This is a genomic window from Roseovarius azorensis (assembly GCF_900109455.1).
Lineage (GTDB): Bacteria > Pseudomonadota > Alphaproteobacteria > Rhodobacterales > Rhodobacteraceae > Roseovarius > Roseovarius azorensis.
In genome coordinates this window covers 503,851-528,106 of record NZ_FOAG01000001.1, presented here as the reverse complement: position 1 = coordinate 528,106, position 24,256 = coordinate 503,851, and the positions used below count along the sequence as shown (strand labels likewise).

23 protein-coding genes are annotated in these 24,256 nt (G+C 64.2%); 10 read left to right on the top strand and 13 right to left on the bottom strand.

The features are described from left to right. Window positions 1–3: 3 nt before the first annotated feature. Window positions 4–285 carry a preprotein translocase subunit YajC gene (gene yajC / locus BSG08_RS02635; RefSeq protein WP_093031516.1) on the bottom strand — a complete coding sequence of 94 codons (282 nt, stop codon included), beginning with the start codon at window positions 283–285 and terminating at the stop codon, window positions 4–6. A 163-nt stretch (window positions 286–448) separates the two neighbouring features. On the opposite strand from yajC, the gene serS reads away from it, so the two are divergent. Next, window positions 449–1,741: a serine--tRNA ligase gene (serS, locus tag BSG08_RS02630; protein WP_093031513.1), complete on the top strand. Its 1,293-nt coding sequence runs from the start codon at window positions 449–451 to the stop codon at window positions 1,739–1,741. A gap of 74 nt (window positions 1,742–1,815) precedes the next feature. Here the strand turns inward: serS and BSG08_RS02625 are convergent, their stop codons facing one another. From BSG08_RS02625 to BSG08_RS02605, 4 genes are all read right to left on the bottom strand, one after another. Then, a complete protein-coding gene (locus BSG08_RS02625) occupies window positions 1,816–2,829 on the bottom strand; it encodes a fatty acid desaturase (RefSeq protein WP_093031510.1) in 1,014 nt (337 codons plus the stop codon). Window positions 2,830–3,213: 384 nt separating this feature from the next. Then, complete coding sequence (der, locus tag BSG08_RS02615; RefSeq protein WP_093031504.1) at window positions 3,214–4,674, bottom strand: ribosome biogenesis GTPase Der; 1,461 nt, start codon at window positions 4,672–4,674, stop codon at window positions 3,214–3,216. 50 nt (window positions 4,675–4,724) lie between these two features. Further along, window positions 4,725–6,068 carry a PQQ-like beta-propeller repeat protein gene (locus tag BSG08_RS02610; protein WP_245770576.1) on the bottom strand — a complete coding sequence of 448 codons (1,344 nt, stop codon included), beginning with the start codon at window positions 6,066–6,068 and terminating at the stop codon, window positions 4,725–4,727. A gap of 52 nt (window positions 6,069–6,120) precedes the next feature. Next, window positions 6,121–6,819, bottom strand: a complete 699-nt coding sequence (locus BSG08_RS02605) for a tetratricopeptide repeat protein (RefSeq protein ID WP_093031498.1) — start codon at window positions 6,817–6,819, stop codon at window positions 6,121–6,123. A gap of 195 nt (window positions 6,820–7,014) precedes the next feature. Between BSG08_RS02605 and BSG08_RS02600 the strand changes: the two genes are divergently transcribed. After that, complete coding sequence (locus BSG08_RS02600) at window positions 7,015–8,265, top strand: efflux RND transporter periplasmic adaptor subunit (protein ID WP_093031495.1); 1,251 nt, start codon at window positions 7,015–7,017, stop codon at window positions 8,263–8,265. Continuing rightward, window positions 8,262–12,032: an efflux RND transporter permease subunit gene (locus BSG08_RS02595; RefSeq protein WP_093031492.1), complete on the top strand. Its 3,771-nt coding sequence runs from the start codon at window positions 8,262–8,264 to the stop codon at window positions 12,030–12,032. Before BSG08_RS02600 ends, BSG08_RS02595 begins: the two co-directional genes overlap by 4 nt. A gap of 80 nt (window positions 12,033–12,112) precedes the next feature. Here the strand turns inward: BSG08_RS02595 and bfr are convergent, their stop codons facing one another. The 4 genes from bfr to hemP are packed head-to-tail and all read right to left on the bottom strand — an operon-like array spanning window position 12,113 to window position 13,490. After that, on the bottom strand, window positions 12,113–12,598 hold the full coding sequence (bfr, locus tag BSG08_RS02590; RefSeq protein WP_093031489.1) for a bacterioferritin: 486 nt from the start codon (window positions 12,596–12,598) through the stop codon (window positions 12,113–12,115). Then, window positions 12,546–12,839 carry a (2Fe-2S)-binding protein gene (locus tag BSG08_RS02585; protein WP_093031486.1) on the bottom strand — a complete coding sequence of 98 codons (294 nt, stop codon included), beginning with the start codon at window positions 12,837–12,839 and terminating at the stop codon, window positions 12,546–12,548. The genes bfr and BSG08_RS02585 overlap by 53 nt, the downstream gene beginning before the upstream one ends. A gap of 19 nt (window positions 12,840–12,858) precedes the next feature. Next, on the bottom strand, window positions 12,859–13,329 hold the full coding sequence (locus tag BSG08_RS02580; RefSeq protein WP_093031483.1) for a hypothetical protein: 471 nt from the start codon (window positions 13,327–13,329) through the stop codon (window positions 12,859–12,861). Next, a complete protein-coding gene (hemP, locus tag BSG08_RS02575) occupies window positions 13,326–13,490 on the bottom strand; it encodes a hemin uptake protein HemP (protein WP_093031480.1) in 165 nt (54 codons plus the stop codon). Before hemP ends, BSG08_RS02580 begins: the two co-directional genes overlap by 4 nt. A 388-nt stretch (window positions 13,491–13,878) precedes the next feature. Here hemP and BSG08_RS02570 point away from each other — a divergent pair, with 388 nt between their 5' ends. From BSG08_RS02570 to ptsP, 4 genes are all read left to right on the top strand, one after another. Beyond that, window positions 13,879–14,301 carry a DUF1178 family protein gene (locus BSG08_RS02570; protein WP_093031477.1) on the top strand — a complete coding sequence of 141 codons (423 nt, stop codon included), beginning with the start codon at window positions 13,879–13,881 and terminating at the stop codon, window positions 14,299–14,301. A gap of 14 nt (window positions 14,302–14,315) precedes the next feature. Next, entirely contained in the window at window positions 14,316–14,963 is a 648-nt protein-coding gene (locus tag BSG08_RS02565) for an SDR family NAD(P)-dependent oxidoreductase (protein WP_093031474.1), read from the top strand. A gap of 366 nt (window positions 14,964–15,329) precedes the next feature. Further along, window positions 15,330–16,568: an aspartate kinase gene (locus tag BSG08_RS02560; RefSeq protein ID WP_093031471.1), complete on the top strand. Its 1,239-nt coding sequence runs from the start codon at window positions 15,330–15,332 to the stop codon at window positions 16,566–16,568. Between the two features lie 67 nt (window positions 16,569–16,635). Beyond that, complete coding sequence (gene ptsP, locus BSG08_RS02555) at window positions 16,636–18,879, top strand: phosphoenolpyruvate--protein phosphotransferase (protein ID WP_093031468.1); 2,244 nt, start codon at window positions 16,636–16,638, stop codon at window positions 18,877–18,879. A 203-nt stretch (window positions 18,880–19,082) separates the two neighbouring features. Here the strand turns inward: ptsP and BSG08_RS02550 are convergent, their stop codons facing one another. Together BSG08_RS02550 and BSG08_RS02545 are read right to left on the bottom strand one after the other, a co-directional pair. After that, window positions 19,083–19,703, bottom strand: coding sequence for a pyridoxamine 5'-phosphate oxidase family protein (locus tag BSG08_RS02550; RefSeq protein ID WP_093031465.1), 621 nt, complete (start codon window positions 19,701–19,703; stop codon window positions 19,083–19,085). Between the two features lie 11 nt (window positions 19,704–19,714). After that, a complete protein-coding gene (locus tag BSG08_RS02545) occupies window positions 19,715–20,188 on the bottom strand; it encodes a nuclear transport factor 2 family protein (RefSeq protein WP_093031462.1) in 474 nt (157 codons plus the stop codon). A 373-nt stretch (window positions 20,189–20,561) separates the two neighbouring features. Here BSG08_RS02545 and BSG08_RS02540 point away from each other — a divergent pair, with 373 nt between their 5' ends. Next, window positions 20,562–21,128: a TetR/AcrR family transcriptional regulator gene (locus BSG08_RS02540; RefSeq protein ID WP_093031459.1), complete on the top strand. Its 567-nt coding sequence runs from the start codon at window positions 20,562–20,564 to the stop codon at window positions 21,126–21,128. A gap of 9 nt (window positions 21,129–21,137) precedes the next feature. Here BSG08_RS02540 and BSG08_RS02535 read toward each other — a convergent pair whose 3' ends face one another. Both BSG08_RS02535 and BSG08_RS02530 read right to left on the bottom strand, forming a co-directional pair. Beyond that, window positions 21,138–21,899: an EcsC family protein gene (locus BSG08_RS02535; RefSeq protein WP_093031456.1), complete on the bottom strand. Its 762-nt coding sequence runs from the start codon at window positions 21,897–21,899 to the stop codon at window positions 21,138–21,140. Window positions 21,900–21,953: 54 nt separating this feature from the next. After that, window positions 21,954–22,436: a GNAT family N-acetyltransferase gene (locus BSG08_RS02530; protein ID WP_093031453.1), complete on the bottom strand. Its 483-nt coding sequence runs from the start codon at window positions 22,434–22,436 to the stop codon at window positions 21,954–21,956. Between the two features lie 87 nt (window positions 22,437–22,523). Between BSG08_RS02530 and BSG08_RS02525 the strand changes: the two genes are divergently transcribed. Both BSG08_RS02525 and pdhA read left to right on the top strand, forming a co-directional pair. Beyond that, a complete protein-coding gene (locus BSG08_RS02525) occupies window positions 22,524–23,135 on the top strand; it encodes a flavin reductase family protein (protein WP_175544666.1) in 612 nt (203 codons plus the stop codon). Between the two features lie 98 nt (window positions 23,136–23,233). Then, window positions 23,234–24,244, top strand: a complete 1,011-nt coding sequence (gene pdhA / locus BSG08_RS02520; RefSeq protein WP_093031447.1) for a pyruvate dehydrogenase (acetyl-transferring) E1 component subunit alpha — start codon at window positions 23,234–23,236, stop codon at window positions 24,242–24,244. Window positions 24,245–24,256 lie beyond the last annotated feature (12 nt).

Sequence of the window (24,256 nt, the reverse complement as noted above, 5' to 3'; positions counted from 1 at the left end):
ATCTCAGCTTTCGGCCGGTTCCGTCTTGGACAGGACCTGCGCGATGGTCGAGCGCACCACCCGCACCTTGACGCCCTCGGCCAGTTCCACCTCGATCTCGTTGTCATCCTTGACCTTGGCGACCTTGCCGATCAGCCCACCCTGGGTCACCACCTGATCGCCACGGCGCAGCGCCCCGACCATGGCCTTGTGTTCCTTGAGTTTTTTCTGCTGTGGGCGGATGAGCAGGAAATACATGATCGCAAAGATCAGGATGAGCGGGATGAACTGGCCGAAGGATTCCATTTAGATATGTCCTCTTGGTGTGGGGCGGACGACCGCCCGCGAATTGTTGCGGAACCTAGGCGGGGCGGGGCCTATTTGCAAGGCGCGAAAGCATGGCGCAAGGCCGGTTTCTGGTGCATAACGCCGCGCAACCGATTCACCGAATGACCCGAGGACCAGACCCATGCACGACATCCGCGCGATCCGTGAAGACCCCGCCGCCTTTGATGCCGCCCTCGCGCGGCGCGGGCTGGGACCGGTCTCGGAATATCTGTTGGCTTTGGATAGCGAGCGCCGTTTGGCGATCCATGCTGCGGAAAAGTTCCAAGCTGAAGCTAATGTTGCCGCCAAAGCCGTCGGAAAGGCTAAGGCTGAGGGAAATGAAGAACTTTTCGAACAGCTTCGAAGCGCGGTGGCTAATAAGAAGGATCTTGTTGCGGAAAATGAGAGGCAGGCAAAGGAGGCTGATCTGCGGCTGACGCAAGCTCTCATGGAAATCCCCAACCTGCCCCATGACGACACGCCCGATGGTGCGGATGAGACCCAGAATGTCGAACTGCACCGCTGGGGCACGCCGCGCGTGTTTGATTTCACGCCGCGCGAGCATTACGAGATCGCGGGCGTTCTGCCGGGGATGGATTTCGAACTGGCGGCCAAACTGTCGGGTGCGCGGTTTGTCGTGCTGCGCGGCGCTGTGGCACGCCTGCACCGCGCGCTGGCGCAATTCATGCTCGATACCCATATCGAGGAAAACGGCCTGACCGAGACATGGACGCCGGTTCTGGTGCGCCCCGAAATGATGCTGGGCACCGGGCAGTTGCCGAAATTCGGCGAGGACAGCTATGAGACCACCAATGGCTGGTGGCTGGTGCCCACCGCCGAGGTGACGCTGACCAACGTGGTGCATGACGAGACCGTGGACGAGGCCAGCCTGCCCCGCCGCATGGTCGCCCATACCCAGTGTTTCCGCTCCGAGGCCGGTTCAGCGGGGCGCGACACCGCCGGGATGCTGCGCCAGCACCAGTTCGAAAAGGTGGAAATGGTCTCGATCACCCACCCGGATCACAGCCGCGCCGAGCTGGACCGGATGACCGCCTGCGCCGAAGGTATCCTTGAGCGGCTTGGCCTGCCTTATCGCACCGTCGTGCTCTGCACCGGCGACATGGGCTTTGGCGCGCGGCGTACGCATGACATCGAGGTCTGGCTGCCGGGACAGAACACCTATCGCGAGATCAGCTCGGTCTCGGTCTGCGGTGATTTTCAGGCGCGCAGGATGAATGCCCGGTTCAGGCCCGAAGGCGGCGGCAAGCCGCAGTTCGTGCATACGCTCAACGGTTCGGGCCTCGCCGTCGGCCGCTGTCTGATTGCGGTGCTGGAAAACGGCCAGCAGGCCGACGGGTCGGTCCGCCTGCCCGACGCGCTGCATCCCTATCTCGGCGGCAGGACGATGTTGCAGGCGGACGGCACGCTGGGCTGATCGAGGCTTCTTCTCGGCACAAATACCCTCGGGGGAAGGCACCGCATCGCGGCGACGGGGGGCGGACAGCCCCCCTACCGGGCCGTCACCGCGTGCGCAGACTCTTCCGTGGGGAACGGCACCAGCCGCCCGGTATCTTCATCCCAGAGCTTGAGCCGGAAACTGCGGATCGCCTCGGGCCAGCGGATCACGTCATGCGATTTCAGCGCCTCGGGCAAGTCGTTCTGGCAGCGGCGCAGGTTGTAGGAGGGGATGCCGGGATTGTAATGATGCAGGTCGTGATAGGCGATATTGCCCGTGCCCAGATCCCACAGCCACCCCAAATCAAGCGAGCTTGAGCCCACCAGCGTCGCCTTGCGGAAATCCAGATCGGGTTTGCGATCCCAGTAGGTCTCTTCGAAATTGTGCTGGAGATAGACCAGAAAGACACCGATCACCCCCGCGATGACCGCGCTTGCGCCCAGCACGATCAGACCCGGCATGCCCAGCATGACCCAGACCAGCCAGAGATATCCCGCCAGCATCAGGTTGTGGACGATCACGCCCGCCACCCCCACCTTCAGCGTGTTGCGCGGCCAGCGATAGGCGATGAAATAGGTATAGATCCCGCCCAGCGACAGCATCACCGCCGGATTGCGATAGGTCCGGTACCACAGCCGTCTGAGCCACGGCGCTGACTGCCATTCCCGCAGGGTCATGGTATAGACCTCGGTGGTTTCGCGGTGGTCGAGATTGCCCAGATAGGCGTGATGCTGGTTGTGATTGTATTGCATGACCCGGAACGGTGTCAGCGAAAAGACCGACAGCACATGGCCCGCCGCCTCGTTCGGCCAGCGCGTTGCAAAGAGCGACAGATGCCCGCAATCATGCTGCAACACATAGAGCCGCACCGACGCAAAGGCCAGAATCACGATCATCGGCAGCGCCGCCAGTGCCACCCCCTGCCCGGCCCAGTGCGCCCCGAGGATCAGCGCGCCCGCATAGACCGCCAGCGTGCCCGCAAGGGACAGCGCGCCGCGCAGGTCGCTCTTGGCGGTATAGGGTTTAAGGAAGGTGCGCAGCGACGTTTCGGCAGCGGTCTCGGTCATGTAAGGCCTCCTTGCCCAAGAGGGTTAACAGGCTTTCGCGAAACCGAGATTTGACCTTATCCCGCTCCGATGCAAGAGGGGCACGGAAATTTTCACCCGGTCAATGACAATGCACCCGGCCCGTCCTGGTCTCCATGTGACAGCACTGTCCCGGCGGAGAGCTTTTCCGGCAACCGCCGCCGTGTTCGAACTCTGCCGTGGCGGTCGGCGTGGCGGTCCGGGTTGCCGCTGCGGCCGAAACGGACCCCGGCCCGATCATCAAAGCCGCGATGGCAAGGATTTTGATATAACTCTTCAAGACTTTACCCTCCAAATAAAGCCAATAATCGTCAATTCAATCTGGGATAGCAAGACCATAACGGCATTCCCGGAAAGGGATGATGCCTAGCCCCCCGGCCTGCCCGCCAGATGCTTGCGCAGGCTGGACGGCCCGGCCTTCTTTCTGGCCTTGTAGGGGTTCTTGTCCGACTGGCTGCGCATATAGAGGCGGATGGGCGTGCCGGGCATGTCGAAACTGTCGCGCAGCCCGTTGACCAGATAGCGCGAATAGCTCTCGGGCAGCTTGTCGGGATGCGAGCACATCACCACGAAACCTGGGGGGCGGGTCTTGGCCTGCGTCATGTAGCGCAATTTTATCCGCTTGCCACCAGGCGCGGGGGGCGGGTGCTGTTCCAGCATGCCGGTGAGCCAGCGGTTGAGTTGCGCCGTGGTCACGCGCCGGTTCCAGACGTCATAGGCCTTGGCCACCGCCTCGCGCAGCCGGTCCAGCCCCTTGCCGGTCCTGGCCGAAACCGCGATCAGAGGCGCGCCGCGCAACTGCGGCAAGAGCCGCTCGAAGGCCTCGCGCAATTCGCGCAGCTTCTTCTGTTTTTCGGGTTCGACATCCCATTTGTTGACCGCCACCACCACCGCGCGCCCCTCGCGCTCGGCCAGGTCGGCGATGCGCAGATCCTGTTGCTCGAACGGGATGGCGGCATCGAGCAGCACGATCACCACCTCGGCGAACCTGACCGCGCGCAGCCCGTCGGAAACCGAGAGTTTCTCCAGCTTGTCCTCGATCCGCGCCTTCTTGCGCATGCCCGCCGTGTCAAAGATGCGCATCGGCAACCCGTCCCAGTCGATCTGCACAGAGATCGCATCGCGGGTGATCCCGGCCTCGGGTCCGGTCAGCAGGCGGTCCTCGCCGAGGATCGTGTTGATCAGCGTCGATTTTCCGGCGTTGGGACGGCCCACGACGGCCACCTGCATCGGACGCGCCCTGGTCGGCTGGCTAAACGCCTGTGCGTCGTCCTCCTCTTCGTCGAGATCAATGTCGGTTTCCGGCGCTTCGGCCTCGGCGCGTTTGGCGAATTCATCCGCCAGCGGCATCAGCTGCGCATAGAGATCGTTCAGCCCCTCACCGTGCTCGGCCGACAGCCGGATCGGCTCGCCCAGACCGAGCGCGTAGGCCTCGATCACGCCTGCGTCGGCGCGGGTGCCCTCGGCCTTGTTGGCAGCGAGAATGACATGATCCGAACGCTTGCGCAGGATCTCGGCCAACCCCTCATCAGTCGGCGTAACACCTGCCCGCGCGTCGATCAGAAAAAGGCAGACATCGGCCATCTCGACCGCGCGTTCGGTCAGCTTGCGCATCCGGCCCTGCAGGCTCTCGTCGGTGGCGTCCTCCAGCCCCGCCGTGTCGATCACGGTAAAGCGCAGATCGCCCAGACGCGCCGCGCCTTCGCGCAGGTCTCGCGTGACGCCGGGCTGGTCATCGACCAGCGCCAGACGCTTGCCCACCAGACGGTTGAACAGCGTGGATTTGCCGACATTGGGACGGCCCACGATGGCAAGGGTAAAGGTCATGGCAAAAGGCTCCGATGCGGATCAGGCCGCCCTGATACAGGATTGCACGCTCAACGAAAAGCCAGCAACTGACCCTTTTTCGACACGACATAAAGCGTGCCGCCCGCCACCACCGGATTGCTCGTCGCCCCGCCCGGCAGAGCGGTCGCGCCGGTCTGCTGACCCGACGCCGGGTCAAAGAAGCGCAACTGCCCGTCGCCCGAGGCCAGAATCAGCTGTCCACCGGCGATGATCGGGCCGAAATGGCCAACGATTTCAGCCTGCCGCCTTGGCCTCCGGTCGGTAAAGAGCGGCAGTTCATGCGCCCAGATCCGCGAACCGTCATCGGCAGAGAGCCGCACCAGTTCGTTGCGGTCGGAGACCAGAAAGATCGAATCACCCGCCGGCCAGACCGGGTTGAGCGGGCCATCTGCGGCAGTCCAGACCCGATTGCCGCTGCCAAGGTTCAGGGCCACCACGCGCCCAGAATGGGTGCCTGCGAAAACGCGGTCGCCCACGACCACCGGATCTCCGGTGATGTCGGTGACGCGCGAACTGGCCACGCCAAGCCGCTCGCCCGAAATCTGCGCATCCCAGAGCCGCAAACCGCCCTGACGGAACGCACCCTGCAATTCGCCCGCGCCAAAGGGCAGGATCGCGTATTTGTCCGTAATTGCCGGGGCCGGTCCGCCCAGCACATTGTGAATGTCGGGCGTGCCGCTCAGCTGCCACCGGATGCGCCCGGTATCGGTTTCCAGCGCCCAGGCAACCTCGTCGCCCGCCACGACATAGACCAGATCCCCGAATACCGTGGGATTTCCGGTACCTGTGGCCCCCATTTCCTGTTGCCAGATCACTCCGCCAGTAGCCGGGTCGAGCGCGGTCAGGCGGCCAAAGCCGGAAGATACAAAGAGCTTGCCATCGCCATAGGCCAGTCCGCCGCCGCTTGCGCTGTTCGAATTCTGATCGGCCGGGGTCAGATCGGTGGTCCAGAGCAGCTGACCCCCGGTCGAGACCGCCGCCACCTGCGCCAGCGCGTCGAGTGTGAAGACGCGCCCCTCGGCCACGACCGGATCAGCGGTGATCCGCACCCGCCGCCCGTCGCCCGCCCCGATATTGACCGCCCAGGCCAGTTGCGGCGCGCGGCCAAGCGCGGGATGCGCCGTACGGGTCGACGGGGTGCCGATCCTCTGGCGCCAATCGGCATTCACGGTTGCGGGCTGCAAGGAGACCGGCTGAACCCGGTTCACCGTTACCTCATCAGCCTGCGCGCGGGCGGTCTCGGATTGCAGAACCTCCTGGATGCCTTCGCGTTCACCGCTCAGAATCGCCTCTTTCCGGGAACAGGCCGTCAGGGCAAGGACCGCGGCGAGGCCAAGTATCAATCCGTTCGCTTTCAATGCTTCTGCCCTCACCTGTTGCCCCTTGCGCCTATTATCAATGGCACACCGTTCAATCGCGCGGCGCTCACTCACCCAGCGCTACGGGCGGAGGTGCCAGAAGCGCCTCGGCCGGCGGCTCTTCGCCCAAGGCCACAATCACTTGTGTCACACGCCGAAGCAAGCCCGCCGTGACCTCTGCGTCGTTCGCGATCTGCGTCAGGCGGTCGACCGCCGCCTGACGCTCGCCGCTCTCAAGCTCGATCATGGCCAGTTGCTCTTCGGCCAGCAGGCGCGTCAGGCCGCCGGTCAGGGCAAGCCCGTTCAGCCGCGTTCGGCGGGTCTCGAGGTCGAGTCCCGATCCCGGCATGGCCACCGCCCTGAGCGTAGCAATCTGGCGATAGATCGGATCGGTTCCCTCGCGGTCCGCGATTTCCAGCAGACGCGACGCGGCCTCTTGCGGGTCGCGTTGCGCTGTCTCGGTTGCCGCCAGGAGATCCACCACCGCTTGCGCGGAAGGGTTCGGAGCCGTGATGTCGTTCAGGGCGGTTTCGCGCGCGCCGGGTTCATCCTGCGCCAGCGCGCCCAGAATCTGATCGCCAAAGGCCTGAGCCGTGGTCTGCGTCTGCGCCTTGCGCCATTCGTTCCATGCCGCGGCGCCGATCATCAGCAGGACCAGCAGAACCGCAATCCAGCCATAGCGCCGCATCAGGCCGAACAGCCGGTCGCGGCGCACCTCTTCGGTGACTTCGTCGATGAAACTGTCCGTGTTGCTCACGCCCGACATTCCTTCTGAATTTCGCCCCTCTTAACGCGAAGCCCCGCCTCTGCCAAGAGGCGGCGGCTGTGGCACAAAGACTGCGGCTTGCAGCAGGCTACGGAAAAGTTTAATCTGAACCGGTTAGTTCAGCGTAGGCTCAGCTATAGTGATATGGTTGTTGCCATTCTCGTGGTGCGCCACCGAAGTTCTGAAAGTTACCGTATGCGCCTGGTTCCCATTCTTATTGCCCTGGTGGTCAGCGGCCTGATCTACGCCTTTGTATTCGAGCGCGACCGGCTGAACGCGCATCTGGGGCGTGACCAACCGGGTGCCGCGACCGGTGAGGACGCTGCCACCGCATCCGAGGACGAATCGACCGGATCAGCGCAGGATGCCGTTGGCATTACGCGCGTCGTGGCGATCCGCTCTCTGGCGCGGGAGGTTGACAGTAACGTCACCCTGCGCGGTCGGACCGAGGCCAACCGAATCGTCGAACTGCGCGCCGAGACCTCCGGGCTGGTGATATCCGAACCGCTGCGCAAGGGGGCGTTCGTGGATGCCGGGCAGATGCTGTGCCGCCTCGATCCTGCAGCCCGCGAGGCGACCCTCGCAGAAGCGCGTGCGCGCCTGACCGAGGCCCGCGCCCGTGTGCCCGAGGCCGAATCCCGTGTTACCGAGGCGCAGGCGCAGGTCGAAGAGGCCGAAATCAACGCCAATGCGGCGAACAATCTGGTGCAGGAGGGCTTTGCTTCGCAGACGCGCGTGGCCGCGACGCGGGCAGCGCTGAGTTCGGCGCAGGCGGCGCTGCAATCGGCCAGATCGGGCCTTGATGCGGCCAGCGCCGGAATAGAATCCGCTCGCGCCGCCGTGGCCGCCGCGGAAAAGGAGATCGAGCGGCTGACCATCCGGGCACCGTTTCCCGGCGTGCTTGAAACCGACACCGCCGAAATCGGCAGCCTGTTGCAGCCCGGTGCGCTCTGCGCGACGGTACTGCAGCTTGATCCCCTCAAGATCGTGGGTTTCGTGTCCGAGCTTCAGGTCGCCCGCGTGGAACCGGGGGCCGCAACCACTGCGCGCACCGCCTCGGGCCATCTGGTCGAGGGAACGGTGAGCTTTCTCTCGCGCGCCGCCGACGACACCACCCGGACCTTTCGCGTCGAGATCGAGGTGCCCAACCCGGATCTGACGCTGCGCGATGGCGAGACCGCCGAAATCATGATCAGCGCCGAAGGCAAGGCCGCGCATCTGCTGCCGCAATCGGCGCTGACGCTGAATGACGAGGGCACGCTTGGCCTGCGCATGGTGGACAAGGAGAGCCGCGCGCAATTCGTTCCCGTCAGCATCCTGCGCGACACGCCGCAGGGCGTCTGGCTGACGGGCCTGCCGGATCAGACCGACGTGATCGTGATCGGTCAGGAATATGTCACCGATGGCGTGCCGGTCGAACCCAGCTATCAGGAGCTTGGGCAATGACCGGCATCGTCGATTGGGCCGCCGCCCGCGCGCGGATGGTACTGGCCTTTATCGTGTTGTCGGTTCTGGCAGGCACGGTGGCCTATATCGGCCTGCCCAAGGAGGGTGAGCCCGATATCGAGGTCCCCGCGCTCTTCGTTTCCGTCCCTTTCCCCGGCATTTCCGCCGAGGACAGCGAGAAACTGCTGGTCAAGGTGATGGAAGCCGAGTTGAACGATCTCGACGGACTCAAGAAGATGACCGGCACGGCCGCCGAGAATTACGGCGGCGTCGCACTGGAATTCGAGTTTGGCTGGGACAAGACCAAGATCCTTGCCGATGTCCGCGACGCCATGGACAAGGCCGAGGCGGAATTTCCCGAAGGGGCCGAGAAATACAGCCTCAACGAGGTGAATTTCAGCGAATTCCCGATCATCATCGTCAACCTGTCCGGCCCGGTGCCGGAACGCACCATGACGCGGCTGGCCAATGATCTGCAGGACGTGCTCGAGGGGCTGGAGCCGGTGCTGGAGGCCGGGATCGCGGGCAATCGCGAAGAGATGGTCGAGGTGGTGATCGACCCGCTGCGACTGGAGGCCTATAACGTCACCGCGGTCGAGCTGATCAATGTGGTACGCAACAACAACCAGCTGATCGCGGCGGGCGAGGTGCAGACGACGCAGGGCAGCTTTGCGGTCAAGATCCCCTCGTCCTTTGAAAAAACCCGCGACATCTATCAGTTGCCGATCAAGACCAATGGCGACCGGGTGGTGCGGCTGGGCGATCTGGCGACGATCAACCTGACCTTCGAGGACCGGCTGGGCACCGCGCGGTTCAACGGTGAGACGACGGTCGCGCTGCAGGTGGTCAAGCGCAAGGGGTTCAACATCATCGAGACCGCCGATCTGGTGCGCGAGGTGGTGGCCGAGGCCGAGAAACGCTGGCCCGAGGATCTGCGCGCTGCGGTGACGGTGGGCACCTCCAACGATCAGTCACGCACCGTCGCCTCGATGGTCAATCAGCTTGAAGGCTCGGTTCTGACCGCCATCGCGCTGGTGATGATCGTCACGCTGGCGGCCCTGGGGATCCGGCCCGCGCTGCTGGTGGGCTTTGCTATTCCAACCTCTTTCCTGCTGTGTTTCGCCCTGCTGGCGGTGATGGGGGTGGCGGTATCGAATATCGTGATGTTCGGCCTCATCCTCGCCGTGGGAATGCTGGTGGACGGGGCCATCGTGGTGGTGGAATACGCCGACAAGCGTATCAGTGAAGGCGAAGGCCCGATGCATGCCTATGTGGCCGCCGCCAAGCGGATGTTCTGGCCCGTGGTCAGTTCAACCGCCACAACGCTCTGCGCCTTTCTGCCGATGCTGTTCTGGCCGGGCATTCCGGGCCAGTTCATGGGCATGCTGCCGGTGACGCTGATCTTCGTGCTTTCGGCCTCGCTTCTGGTGGCGCTGGTCTACCTGCCGGTGATGGGTGGGGTGACGGGACGCGCCGAGCGCTGGTTCAGCCAGCGGATCGAGCAGATCGCGGGCGGCTTCTGGCTATGGCACCTGATGCTGTTCGCGCTGGCGGGCGGCGCTGTGGCGCTGGCGGCGCAGACCGCGCCGGTGCTGCTGGAACAGGTCAGCGCGCAGTTCTCGCGGATGGACGGTGGCCGGATCATCGGCTCGGTCTTGCCGGTGCTGACAACGGTTTTCGGACTCATGCTGGGGCTGGTCGTTCTGGCGGCGATGGGCGTGAGCGGCGTGGTGGCCATTCTGCTGTGCATCATGGCCGTCGCGCGGCGCTGCGGCGACCTCTTGCGCAGCCTCGCACGCCGCTGGATGCCAGGTCGCAAGCCACGGGTTCAGGCGGGTTATCGCCGCTCGACCTTTGGCCGGCTCATCCACCTGATCGCCGGAAACCCGGTCGCCCCGCTGCTGGCCTTTGGAGCGATTTTCGTGCTCGTTGGCTCGGTGCTGATGTTCTACATCAACAACAACAACGGCACCGAATTCTTTGTCGACAGCGAGCCGGAGCAGGCCATCGTTTACGTGCGCGGGCGTGGCAATCTGTCACTCGACCAGAAGGATGCACTTGTCAGACAGGTCGAGGAGATCGTGCTTGCCCATCCCGGCGTGCAGACCGCCTTTGCCTTTGCCGGTGACGGCGGGCTGAACAACAACACCGGCGGCGCACAGCCGCCGCGCGACACGATCGGGCAGGTGCAGCTGGAGACCATTCCCTGGGTGGATCGGCCGCAGGCGCGCGAGACGTGGTTCACCATCCCGTTGATCAACCATCCCGTCTCCCGCGCGGTCAGTTCGCCGGAATTCGATGGCGACAAGATCATCGCCGAACTGACCGCAGAGCTGGAGCGGATCCCCGGCATCAGGATCGAAATTCTGGCGCAGGCGCGCGGTCCCGCTTCGGCCAAGCCGGTGCATCTGCGGATCAAGGGCGACGACTGGGATCGGCTCATCGCATTCACCGAGCAGGCACGCGCGCGATTCGAGGATACCGAGGGCCTGCGCCAGATCGAGGACACGCTGCCCCTGCCCGGCATCGACTGGCAGATCGACGTCGATGTCGAAAGGGCCGGGCGGTTCGGCGCGGATGTGGCGACCGTGGGCGCGATGGTGCAACTGGTCACGCGCGGCATCCTGCTGGACACCATGCGCGTGGACAGCAGTGACGAAGAGATCGAGATCCGCGTGCGCCTGCCGGAGGCGGACCGAGTGCTCTCGACGCTCGACAGCCTCAAGGTGCGCACCGGTGACGGGCTTGTACCGCTGTCGAATTTCATCACCCGCAAGCCGGTGCAGCAACTGGCGCAGATCGACCGCATCGACCAGACCCGGTTCTTCGATATCAAGGCGGCGGTGGCGGATGGCCTGACCCGGACCATCCGCGATGCCTCGGGCCAGGAAAGGATCGTGCCGGTCAATGCCAACGAGCGGATCGAGACCCTGACCGAATGGCTGGACAGCGGCGTGCTGCCCGCGGGCATCAGCTATGAATGGACCGGCGACGCCGAGGATCAGGCGGAGTCGGGCGAATTCCTGCAAAAGGCCTTTGCCGGGGCGCTGGGCCTGATGTTCATCATCCTGCTGGCGCAGTTCAACAGCGTCTATAACGCGGTCCTGGTGTTGCTGGCGGTGGTGCTTTCGACCACCGGCGTGCTGATCGGGATGCTGGTGATGAATCAACCGTTTTCCATCATCATGACCGGCACTGGGATCGTGGCGCTGGCGGGGATCGTGGTGAACAACAACATCGTGCTGATCGACACCTATCAGGACTACGCCCGCTACATGCCGCGAATCGAGGCGATCACCCGCACCGCGCAGGACCGCATCCGCCCGGTCCTGCTGACCACGGGCACCACCATGGCGGGGCTTGCGCCGATGATGTTCGGACTCAGCCTCGATTTCGTGAATGGCGGCTATGCCTTTGACAGCCCCACCGCGCTTTGGTGGAAACAGCTGGCGACGGCAGTGGTCTTCGGCCTTGGCATCGCCACGGTGCTGACGCTGATCTTTACCCCTGCCATGCTGGCGTTGCGGGTTTGGGCAGGCACCTATCTGCTCTGGGCCGCGCGGCTTATGGCGCGGCTGTCGATGGGCCGCTCCAGCCAGGCGGCGCGCGACTGGGCGCTGGCGCTTGCCGCCCGGCGGATGCAGGAGACCGAGATCGTCTGGCCGGATGAAGGTCAGCAGGGCTCAGGCCATGCCGACGAGACCGAGAGTCTCAAGAGCCTCCTTGCGGAACGCGACAGCGCCAATCCCCTGCGCGCGGCGGAGTGATCCGGGCGAGGGGCGCACCCTCATACCAGACTTCATCGACCACGCGGAACCACAGCACGCAAACCCGACCTCCGCAGCCCCTACTCTGCCGTATCCGCCGGGCTGGCGTTGAGCAGCCCGTAGCGTTCTGCGCCCAAGTCATCGTAAAGGTCGATCTGCGTTTCGAGAAAGTCGATATGCCCTTCCTCGTCGGCGATCAGCTCTTCAAAGAGGTTCTTCGAAACGTAATCGCTCACGCTCTCGCAATGGCCCCGCGCCTCGATGTAGAGGTTGCGCGCCTCGTGTTCGGCGGCCAAATCCGCCTCCAGCGTCTCGCGCAAATTCTGCCCGATGCGCAGCGCGTCCAGCTTTTGCAGATTGGGATGGCCACCCAGAAAGATGATCCGCTCGATCAGCTTGTCGGCGTGGTGCATCTCCTCGATGCTTTCTTCGCGGGACTTGGCGGCGATCCGCCCGTATCCCCAATCCTCCTGCAAGCGGTAGTGCAGCCAGTACTGGCTGACTGCCGTCAGCTCACTCCTGAGCGCCTTGTTGAGATAGTCGATGACCTTGGCGTCGCCCTTCATGTCTTGCTCCCTGTGTAGTCGCGCGGCGCAGACCGCGCAGGTGCATGGGTACCGCAAGGCTATCCACCTCGCGCATGGTGTCAACAAACAGCGGCAGACATCCGCCGCAATCGGCGCGCTTGCCGAGCGCGCGATAGATCTTGCCAGGCGTTATGATCGTCTCGGGATCGGCGGCGCGCATCCAGTCCATCGCGCGACGTATCTCGACATCAGTGATCGCCATGCAGTGACAGATCATCATAGCACGTTTTCCTTCTACCTCAATGTCTTGTCTGGCTGACGGGATCGGGCATTGCAGACCTGCGCGCACCGAGCACCGCGCGGTGCAGATTAAGCCCCAACCGCCCCGCCGCATCGGTGAGCGGCAGGATCGCCCTCGCCTCGACCAGCAGGCTGGCCAGCATCAGCGCGTCCTCGCGCGCGCCAAGAGCCGCCTCTTCGACAAAGCGGGCAAAGGCCGCCTCGTCCATGCCGACGCAGGCGCAATGTGGCGCGTGGCAGCGCAACGGACGGCGCATATGGGGGGCCAGCACCCCGGTCAGATCCTGCAGCGCCTCAAAGGTCGCGAGCGCCTGCACCTCCGCCATGTACGCGCGCAGCATCTCCAGCGCCGCCACGGCCCCGCCCCGGTTCCATTGCCGCAGGCAACTGACCACCATGCCCTGCAAGTCCGCCATTTCGGCCATCTGCCCCACCGGCATCTGCCCTGTGATCTCGCGCGCGTGCTTCATTTGGTCAGGATCAGTTTGCCCGCGCGGGTGATGCGCAGGGTATAAACCTGCCCGTCCAGCACGATGAGCGCGGTATTGGCGCCGCCGGTCAGGGCGCGCGCGTCGTGACAGGCGGCCTCTGCCACCAGATCGGGTTCGGATCGGTTCTGCGCGCGGATCATGCCATTCCCTCCGCCGTGCCTCTCGCAATCTCAGCCATCGTGTTCATCCTCTCGAATCGGGTCTTGCCGGGCTGGTGACCGAAGGGGACTGGCTTGGCTCGCCATTTCTGACTGAAATAATAAGGTAAGTCAATTCCGATTCTTTTACTCGTGTTTTGATCACGCCACAACCGACTGGCGCGACTCCGCGCCACATGCCGAAACCAGGCCGGAACGGATGACCCGCCAGAGCAGAGCGCTGGCGCGGATGAAACCGGCCCCGCCGAGGCAATCCAGAGCTTGGATTCGTCTGGGCCGGATCGACGAACCGAACACAAACCATTGATCGACAACTTGATTTTTACCCAATACATCGTATGTATGAGGGGTATTTGACTCGGACAGCGCGATGATCCAGTTCAGTCTCAAATGCGCCGAAAACCACCAGTTCGATAGCTGGTTTCAATCGGCCGCCGCGTTTGACAAGCTCCATGCCGCCGGCATGGTGACCTGCACCACATGCGGTTCGTCGCGGGTGCACAAGGCGCTGATGGCACCGCGCGTGCAGCCCAGCCACGAGCCGTCTGCGTCACCGCTGACCGCCGCGCACCATCCCGCAGAACGCGCTCTTGCCACACTACGCCGCCATGTCGAGGAGAATTCCGATTACGTTGGGCTCAACTTTGCCCGCGAGGCGCGCGACATGCATGACGGTCTGATTCCCGAACGCGCGATCTATGGCGAGGCAAAGGCCGACGAGGCCCGCAAACTGATCGAGGATGGCGTGCCGGTGGCGCCGCTGCCCTTTACGCCGCGCCGCAACTCGAACTGACCGGGGGGAGGCGCATGCATATTGTCATCACCGGGGCCGGTCGCGGCATTGGCAAGGCGCTGGCCGATCACTACCGCGCCGCGGGGCACCGCGTCACCGCGACGGCGCGCCAGCCTTCGGGCGGCCTCGTGCCGCTCGACGTGACCGATCCCGTCGCCTGCGCGACGCTGGCCCGGACGCTGGCCGGGCAACCGGTGGATCTGCTGATCTGCAACGCGGGGATCTATCCCGACAAGGGTCAATCGCTGGATGACGGCTATCCGACGGCGATGTGGGCAGAGACCTTCGCCACCAATGTGACCGGCGTTTTTCTGACCGTGCAGGCGCTGCTGCCGCATCTGCGCGCCGCGCCTGCCGCCAGGATCGCCATTCTTTCCAGTCAGATGGCCAGCCAGAACCGCGCCCCGGGCGGCAGCTACATCTACCGCGCCTCCAAGGCGGCGGCGCTCAATCTCGGGCGCAACCTGGCCGCCGATCTCAGGCCCTCGGGCATTGCCGTGGGCATCTATCATCCGGGCTGGGTGCGCACCGACATGGGCGGCGGCACCGCCGAGATTTCGGTGAACGAGGCGGTCACCGGTCTGGCCGAGCGCTTTGCCGCGCTGGATCTTGCGACCACCGGCTGTTTCCAGACATGGGACGGGCGGGACCATCCGTATTGAGCAAGGATCAGGCTGCGATTGGCCTGAAGCTGCCACTCGCGCGGAGCAAAGGTGCGGAACGCGCCGCCGCGCGATCGGTCATGCCGTAGGCATGCTTTCAGCATGACCCATCTCGCAGCCTGGCGATTTTGAGGCGTCGCGCAGCACGTCGAAGTCATACGGATTCTGCTGGGATAAAGTGGCAGTTGCCACCCGGCGGATCGCCAGTCCCCGCCCGACGACCGCGCGGCTCCTCGGCCGTTGGCCAACGTTCCCTTCAGACCAATACCACCACTCACCGTACCTGCCCCTGCCCTCACCTGCCCTCTTGCATGCAGGTCTGCCCGCGCGTAAACCGCGCGCGACATAGCGGCCCAGGACAGACCCATGCCCATTCTCGTGATGAAATTCGGCGGCACCTCCGTCGCCAATATCGACCGTATCCGCCGCGCCGCCAAGCGTGTGGGCGTAGAGGTGGCCAAGGGCTACGACGTGATCGTCATCGTCTCGGCCATGTCCGGCAAGACCAACGAACTGGTGGGCTGGGTCAATGAAATCTCGCCCTTCCACGACGCGCGCGAACATGACGCCGTGGTCAGCTCGGGCGAGAACGTGACCGCCGGGCTGATGGCGCTGACGCTGCAGGAAATGGATGTGCCCGCACGCAGCTGGCAGGGATGGCAGGTGCCGCTCAGGACCAACTCCGCTCATTCCGCCGCCCGGATCGAGGAAATCCCCACCACCAACATCACTGCCAAATTCCGCGAAGGCATGCGGGTCGCGGTGATCGCGGGCTTTCAGGGCATCTCGTCCGAGGGGCGCATCACCACGCTGGGGCGCGGCGGCTCTGACACCTCTGCCGTGGCCTTTGCTGCCGCCTTTGGTGCCGAGCGCTGCGACATCTACACCGATGTCGATGGGGTCTATACCACCGATCCGCGGATCAGCCCCAGGGCGCGCAAACTCGACCGGATCGCGTTCGAGGAAATGCTCGAACTGGCCTCGCTCGGGGCCAAGGTGCTGCAAACCCGTTCCGTGGAGTTGGCAATGCGCTATAACGTGAAACTGCGGGTACTCAGCAGTTTCGAGGAACCGTCAGACACAGCCGGCACGCTGGTCTGCGCCGAGGAGGAAATCATGGAATCAAAAGTCGTGAGCGGCATCGCCTATTCCCGGGACGAGGCAAAGATGACCCTCATCTCCGTGGCCGATCGCCCCGGCATCGCCGCGGCCATCTTTGGCCCGCTGTCAGAGGCGGGTGTCAATGTCGACATGATCATCCAGAACATCGCAGAGGAAGGGCGCACCGACATGACCTTTTCCTGCCCCACCGATCAGGTCAAACGCGCCGAAAAGGCCCTGCGCGACGCCAAGGAGGCTGGCCAGATCAATTATCATGACCTCATCGCCGATACCGACGTGGCCAAGGTATCAGCGGTGGGCATCGGCATGCGCTCGCAATCGGGGGTGGCGGCGAGGATGTTCAAGACACTTTCCGATGAAGGAATAAACATCAAGGTGATTGCAACCTCCGAGATCAAGATTTCCGTCCTGATCGACCGGAAATACATGGAACTCGCGGTGCAGGCGCTGCATGATGCCTTTGAACTGGACAAACTGGCCTGACCCCGACGCGGCGATCCTAGGCAGCGGGACCGGCCAACCCTGAAACCGCCCCGGGGGACAGCCCGCGATGACGCAGACGTTCAAGACCGACAGCCGACAGATGCTGGGCCGCCTGCGCGCCATCATGGCCGAGGACGCCGGCGGGCAGACCCGACTCGACCAGATCACACGGCTCATCGCCGAGGAGATGCACTGCGAGGTCTGTTCGATCTACCTGTTCCGCGACGAGGACACGCTGGAGCTTTGCGCCACCGAGGGGCTGAAACCCGAGGCCGTTCACCAGACCCGGATGCGGCTTGGCGAGGGGTTGGTGGGTCGCGTCGCCCGCTCGGGCGAGGTGATCAATACCGACAACGCCCCGGCCTCTCCCGGTTTTCGCTACATGCCGGAGACCGGCGAAGAGGCCTATTGCTCGTTCATGGGTGTGCCGATCCAGCGCCTGGGCGAAAAGCTGGGCGTGCTTGTCGTGCAGTCGAAGCAGGCCCGGCTGTTCTCTGACGAAGAGATCTACGCCATCGAAGTGGTCGCGATGGTGTTGGCCGAAATGGCCGAACTGGGCGCATTCGTCGGCGAGGGCGCGGCGATGTCCGCACGTCACAGCCAGGCGGTTCTGTTTCGCGGCGCCAGCGCGCAGGAAGGCACTGCGCAGGGCCATGTCTGGCTGCACGACCCGCGCGTCGTCATCACCAATCCCATCGCCGATGATCCGGTGCGCGAACTGGCCCGGCTGAATGAGGCGGTCGAAACCCTGCGCGTGGGCGTCGACCGGATGCTGTCCAGCGCCGGGGACGGTGACAAGGATCAGCTCGAAGTGCTCGAGGCCTACCGCATGTTCGCCAATTCCAAGGGCTGGATGCGGCGCATGGAAGAGAACATCAACAGCGGCCTCTCGGCCGAGGCGGCCGTGGAAAAGGAACAGTCCGCCGCCCGCGCCCGCATGAACCAGGTCAACGACGCCTACCTGCGCGAGCGGCTGCACGATCTCGACGATCTGTCCAACCGGCTGTTGCGGATCCTGACGGGCCAGGGCACCGAGACCGGCGCCGACATGCCGCCTGACCCGATCCTGATTGCCCGCAATATCGGCCCGGCGGAACTGCTGGACTATGGACGTGGCCTCAGGGGCATCGTGCTCGAGGAAGGCTCTGTCGGCTCACACGCCGCGATTGTCGCCCGCGCGCTCGCCATTCCGCTGGTCATTCATGCCGAGCGCATCACCACAGAGGCGCTCAACGGCGATCTCGTCCTTGTCGATGGCGATCAGGGCATCGTGCATCTGCGTCCCGATGACAGCGTGGTCAGTGCCTTCCGCGACAAGATGGCGATGCAGGCCGAGGCGCAGCAACGCTATGCCTCGATCCGCGACAAGCCCGCTGAAACGCTCTGCGGCACCCGCATCAAGCTCAAGATGAATGCCGGTCTGATGGCCGACCTGCCCAGCCTCAAGGGGTCCGGCGCCGAAGGCGTGGGACTCTTTCGCACCGAACTGCAATTCCTGATCCGCAACCACATGCCCAAGCGCGCCGAGTTGTCAGAGCTTTACGCGCGGGTGATGGATGCGGCGGGCGACAAGCGGGTCGTGTTTCGCACTCTCGATATCGGCTCGGACAAGGTGCTGCCCTACATGAAGCCCACGGACGAGCCCAACCCGGCGATGGGCTGGCGCGCGATCCGTGTCGGCCTTGACAAGCCGGGGGTCATGCGCATGCAGCTTCAGGCGCTGATCCGCGCTGCCAAGGGCCGTCCGCTGACCATCATGTTCCCTTTCGTGGCGCAACGCGATGAATACAGCGCCGCCCGCGCCGAGATGGACAAGGCGCTGGCGCGTGAACGCATCCTCGGCCACCCGATCCCGGAACATCTCGAGGTCGGCGCGATGCTGGAAACCCCCTCGCTCGCCTTTGCGCCGGATTCGTTCTACAGCGAGGTGGATTTCCTGTCGGTGGGCGGCAACGATCTCAAGCAGTTCTTCTTTGCCGCCGACCGCGAGAACGAGCTCGTGCGCAGGCGCTATGACACGTTGAACGTCAGCTTCCTGAATTTTCTGGAGGGCATCGTCTATCGCTGCGCCACCCTGCAAACCCCGCTCAGCTTTTGCGGCGAGGATGCGGGCCGCCCGGTCGAGGCCGCCTGTCTTGCCGCCATCGGGTTTCGCACGCTCTCGATGCGCCCGGCCTCGATCGGCCCGGTCAAGAGCCTCCTGCGCCACATCGACCTTGGCGAATTGCGCGAGGTCATCCACACTGGGCGCGAGCAGGGCGCCCAGACCGTCCGCCCCGCAGTGATGGACTACCTGCGCGGCAAGTTCTGAAGCGGAGCGTGCCGCCAATCGGCCGGCAGCGAAGGGGGGTATGAACCCCCCGTCGCGCGGTCGTCGGGATGAAATGCCTGAACGTAGAGGTGGGACGTAGGCCAGGTTTCAGCCCGACCCGCACGGCATGGCGGGGTGTAACCCCGTCCTGCAGGTGTGGTGCCACGGCGGACCGAACGAATCGCAGCACCCTGCCGCTGCCCTCAGCCCCCGCCGCCCTTGGCGATCTGCTGCCGCAGCGCATGAATTTCGGCCATAAGCACCGCGTTCTCGTGATATGCCGCCTCCAGTTCCTGCCCCGCTTCCTCGGCGGTGAACCGGCGCGGGATGTGGCTCGGGCAGTTCCAGTCGAACGCCTCGACATGGATCTGCACGATCCGCTCCACCCTGCCGCTGGCCGAATCCAGAACCGCCCTGTGCGCCTCGCCGGCCGCCACGATATTGACCCGTCCCCAGATCTTGAGCCGCCGCGCTTGCGGATAATCCATCAGGATCAGCGAGATCCGGTCATTGACCGCCAGATTGCCCACCGAGATGTACTGGCGGTTGCCACGCACATCGGCATAGGCGATCGTCTGGTCGTCCAGCGCCCGCAGAAATCCCTTCTGCCCGCCACGGAACTGAACATAGGGCCAGCCGGTCTCGGAGACGGTGGCCTGATAGAACCCGTCGCGCGCCTCGATGAATTCCCGCTCGATTCCGGACAGGCGGTCGCCGCCATTGCGCAGGTCCGACAGGAACTGCGCATAGTGGCCGGACCCGCCCCGTTCCTGCGCCGCGCGCACCGAAGGGGTAAAGGCGATTTCGGCAAAGGCATAGGGCATGGTGTTCTCCGTTACAGTCCGAGGTCGTCCAGCCCCGGATGATCCGTGGGGCGCGGGCCGAGCGGCCAGTGAAACAGCCGGTCGGCTGCGGCAATCGGCAGATCGTTGATCGAGGCGATGCGCCGCCGCATGCGCCCGTCATCGCCGAATTCCCAGTTCTCGTTGCCATAAGAGCGCGTCCACTGGCCGAATTCGTCGCGCCATTCATAGGCGAATCGCACCGCGATGCGGTTTTCCGCCGTGACCCACAGCCCCTTGATCAGCCTGTAATCCAGTTCCAGCGCCCATTTGCGGGTCAGAAAGGCGTGGATCTGCGCGTGACCTTCGATGAATTCCGCCCGGTTGCGCCAGCGGCTGTCCTCGGAATAGGCGGGGGTGACGATATCGGGGTTGCGGCTGTTCCAGGCATCCTCGGCGGCGCGCACCTTCTGCGCGGCGGTCTCGGGCGTGAAAGGCGGCAGTGGCGGGCGGATGAGCAGGGTCATCGGTCGACATTTCCTTGGGTCGTTGACAGTAAGGGGCCCCGACCGGCATCGGTTCTTGGGAGCAGGGGCAGGTCGGGGCAGCGGACGCGGTGGGAATTGCTCTGCGTTCCGCAGGGTGGTGGCTGTGCGCCCGGCGCGAACGCCGGGCGGATTCATGCGTGAGTGGTTGTTTCGGCTTCCATGGTAAACTGATCGGTAAATGTATCGCCAAGATGAACAGATCGGTAAATCTTTTCAAGATCAATTTTGCGGCTTTGCCCCGAAACGCATTCGCCCGAATTGAACTATGGTCAGTAAATATATGATTATCAGAGATTTGTTGACAGGACGCACGGAAAAAATTATTTACAAGTCAGTCAACCCTGAGGCCGGAATGAGTCAGAACAAGCGGACAGAGCTGATTCGAAAGGCGCTGGATCTCTTCTATCAGAACGGGTTTCACGCCACCGGGATGGATCTGGTCGCAGAGCGGACCGGAGTTTCCAAAACCTCGATCTACAAGCATTTCCGCACCAAGGAAGAGCTCATCCTCGCCACCCTGCGCCTGCGCGACGAGAATTTCCGCAACTGGCTGTTTCGCCGCATGCAGGAATTGGCGCCCCCCCCCGAGGATCAACTGCTGGCGCTGTTCGACGCGCTCGGCGAATGGTTCTCGCAGAGCACATTCAGGGGCTGCATGTTCATCAAGGCCAGCGCCGAATATCAGGACCGCGATCATCCGATCAACGTTCAGGCGATGGAACACAAGCGACTCCTGCTCGAGCATTTCGCCAACCTTGCCGAGCAGGCGGACCTTGACGAACCACGCGCGCTTGCCGCGCAGATCCTCATTCTCAAGGAAGGCGCCATCGTCCTTGCGGCCATGTCACACAGCGGCGCCCCGGCGCAAGACGCCAAACGCGCCGCCGAGCGTCTTGTGGCCCTCGCAAGCGGCTCCTGACCGGGCGCGTTACACCCGCTGCACCGCAGCCCGCTCCCGGAACGCCGCCACCAGATCCTGCGGATCGCGATCCGCGTCGATCGCCAGCCGCCGCAGCCCGAAATGCACCTGCGCCATTTCCTGATAATAGCGCGTATAGGCATAGTTGGTGGCCGCCCCCGCCGCTGCACCCAGTATGGGAACCGTCTGCGCCGCCAGTTTCTGCCCCAGCACCGTCGCCAGACGCGGCGAGACCCGCGCGATCAGCGACCGCATCGCTGCCCCGGTCAGGGTCATCCGCGTGCCGACAAAGCCCAGATTTGCCCCGTCATCCCGGCTCAGCGGTCCCGCCGCGCCGAACACCTCGATCGACCCGAACCGCACCCCCGGCTCGTTCGGGTCGAACCCATGCTCGACCGCGACATCCTGAATGGCGCGCAACAGCACCGTCGTGGTCACCGGCAATTCGGCCAGCGCCGTGGGCAGGCCGCCCATGCCGCCCGCCGCCCCCATCACCGTGGTCAGCGCACGCATCCGCCAGCCGGGCATCTCGCCCAGCGTGCCGCGCGAGCGGTGCGCCGCCTCTGCAGCATAGGTCAGCGCCTCCTGCGTCGCGGTATCGAGCCGGGCGCGCACCTGCCCCGGCAGCCGGTCCAGCAGCCCCTCCGCGTGCCCGCCGATCAGATTGAGCAGATCAATCGCCGCATTGCCCGCCTGCGCATTGCGCCGCACCAGCGCATCAAGCCGCGCGTCCAGCGCGCGCTCGTCAATCGGTCGGCCCAATAGCTCCATTTCCCTGCCCCGCATCCATGTCCGGGATCAAACTGACCACGCACCGCGCCGAATTCAAGCTGCGCGCGTCACTTTGCCGGTGACATCCTCCCACGCGCCGGGTTGCAACTCCAGCCCCAGCACACGCTCGGGGTTGGTCGGCGGCGGCATCTCGACGCCATCCAGCCTGGCGAACCCGAACCGCCCGTAATAGGGCGCGTCGCCCACCAGCATGACCCGCTCGCAACCCAGACCCCTTGCCCGCTCCACGCTCTCGCGAATGAGCCACGCGCCCAGCCCCTCGCCCTGATGGGTTGGGTGCACCGCCACCGGCCCCAGCAACAACGCCCCTGCCCCGCCGACCCGCACCGGCCAGTAACGGATCGCACCCGCGACGACACCCTGCTCTCGCGCCACAAGACACAACGCCGCCACGGGTGCCACGCCATCCCGCAGGCGATACGATGACAATGCCTCGCGCCCCGGTGCGAAGCACAGGTCGTAGAGGGCTTCAACCTCCCAGTAATCCTCGGCTTTTTCGGGCCTCAACTCGAACATGGCGCGGTGGACCTTTGCGAAAATCGACTGGCCAAGCGCCTAGCACGACGCTAGGTCTGGCACAAACCGATGATGCAGGAGAGGCAGATGTTTTACAGACCCGAGGACGGCCACGGCCTGCCGCACAACCCGTTCAACGCCATCGTGACGCCGCGGCCCATCGGCTGGATCTCGACCCGCGATGCGCAGGGCCGTGACAACCTCGCACCCTATTCGTTCTTCAACGCCGTGGCCTATGTGCCCCCGCAGGTGATGTTCGCCTCGACCGCGGCCAAGCCCGACCGCGGCGATACCAAGGACAGTGTCGCCAACATCCGCGAGACGGGCGTGTTCTGCGTCAACATCGTCAGCGAGGCGCTGCGCGATGCGATGAACCAGACTTCCGGCCCGTGGGACCGCGAGGTGGATGAATTCGCCCATGCCGGGCTGGACAAGACGGAGTGCGAAACGATCCCCTGCGCCCGTGTCAGCGCCGCTCCCGCCAGCCTTGAATGCCGGCTGACGCAGATCGTGCAACTGCCCGGTGCCGCGAATTACGTCGTCTTCGGTGAGGTGACCGGCGTGCATATGCAGGACGATTGCATCATCGACGGGGTGTTCGACGTGCTGCGGTTCAATCCGCTGACCCGGCTCGGTTATCAGGATTATTCGGTGATCCGCGAAAAATTCGCTCTCAGGCGACCGGGCGAGAAAGCATAGCCCAAATTCATACTCGCAACCGGGGCCCGATTGGTGTATTGGATAGTTTAACGCTAAACTATATTTGCCAACAAGGACCAACAAGGAGTCGCTCGCCCATGGTTGCCCGGAAAAGCACAAAAAAATCAAATATTTCCGCCGATGACCTCAGCAAATATTACCGTGACATGCTGCTCATCCGGCGATTCGAGGAAAAGGCCGGGCAGCTTTACGGGATGGGTCTGATCGGCGGGTTCTGTCACCTCTACATCGGGCAGGAGGCCGTCGTCGTCGGGCTCGAAGCCGCTGCGGACGAAGGCGACCGGCGCATCACCACCTACCGCGATCACGGTCACATGCTGGCCTGCGGCATGGATCCCAACGGCGTCATGGCCGAACTGACGGGCCGCGAGGGCGGGTACAGCCGCGGCAAAGGCGGTTCGATGCACATGTTCTCGACCGAAAAGCGGTTCTACGGCGGTCACGGCATCGTGGGCGCCAACGTGCCGCTGGGCGCCGGGCTGGCCTTTGCAGACAAGTATCTGGGCAACGATCGCGTGACCTTTACCTATTTCGGCGACGGGGCCGCCAATCAGGGGCAGGTCTACGAGACCTTCAACATGGCGGCCCTCTGGGCGCTGCCGGTGATTTTCGTGATCGAGAACAACCAGTATGCGATGGGAACCTCGCAGAAACGCTCGACCTCCTCGCCCGACATCTACACGCGCGGGCAGGCATTCGGCATTCCCGGCGAGGCGGTCGATGGCATGGACGTGCTGGCCGTCAAGGAGGCGGGCGACAAGGCCGTCGCGCACTGCCGCGAGGGCAAGGGGCCATATATCCTGGAAATCAAGACCTATCGCTATCGCGGCCACTCGATGTCCGACCCCGCCAAATACCGCACCCGCGAGGAGGTGCAGAAGATGCGCGAGGAGAAGGACGCCATCGAACATGTGCGCGAATTGCTGATTTCCGGCGGCCATGCGAGCGAGGATGACCTCAAGGCGATCGACAGGGAGATCAAGGAAATCGTCAACGCCAGCGCCGAGTTCGCCAAGGAAAGCCCCGAGCCTGCCGTGGATGAACTCTGGACCGACATCATCGCCGACGTGGCGCCGCAGAACGCCTGAAGAGGAGAGACG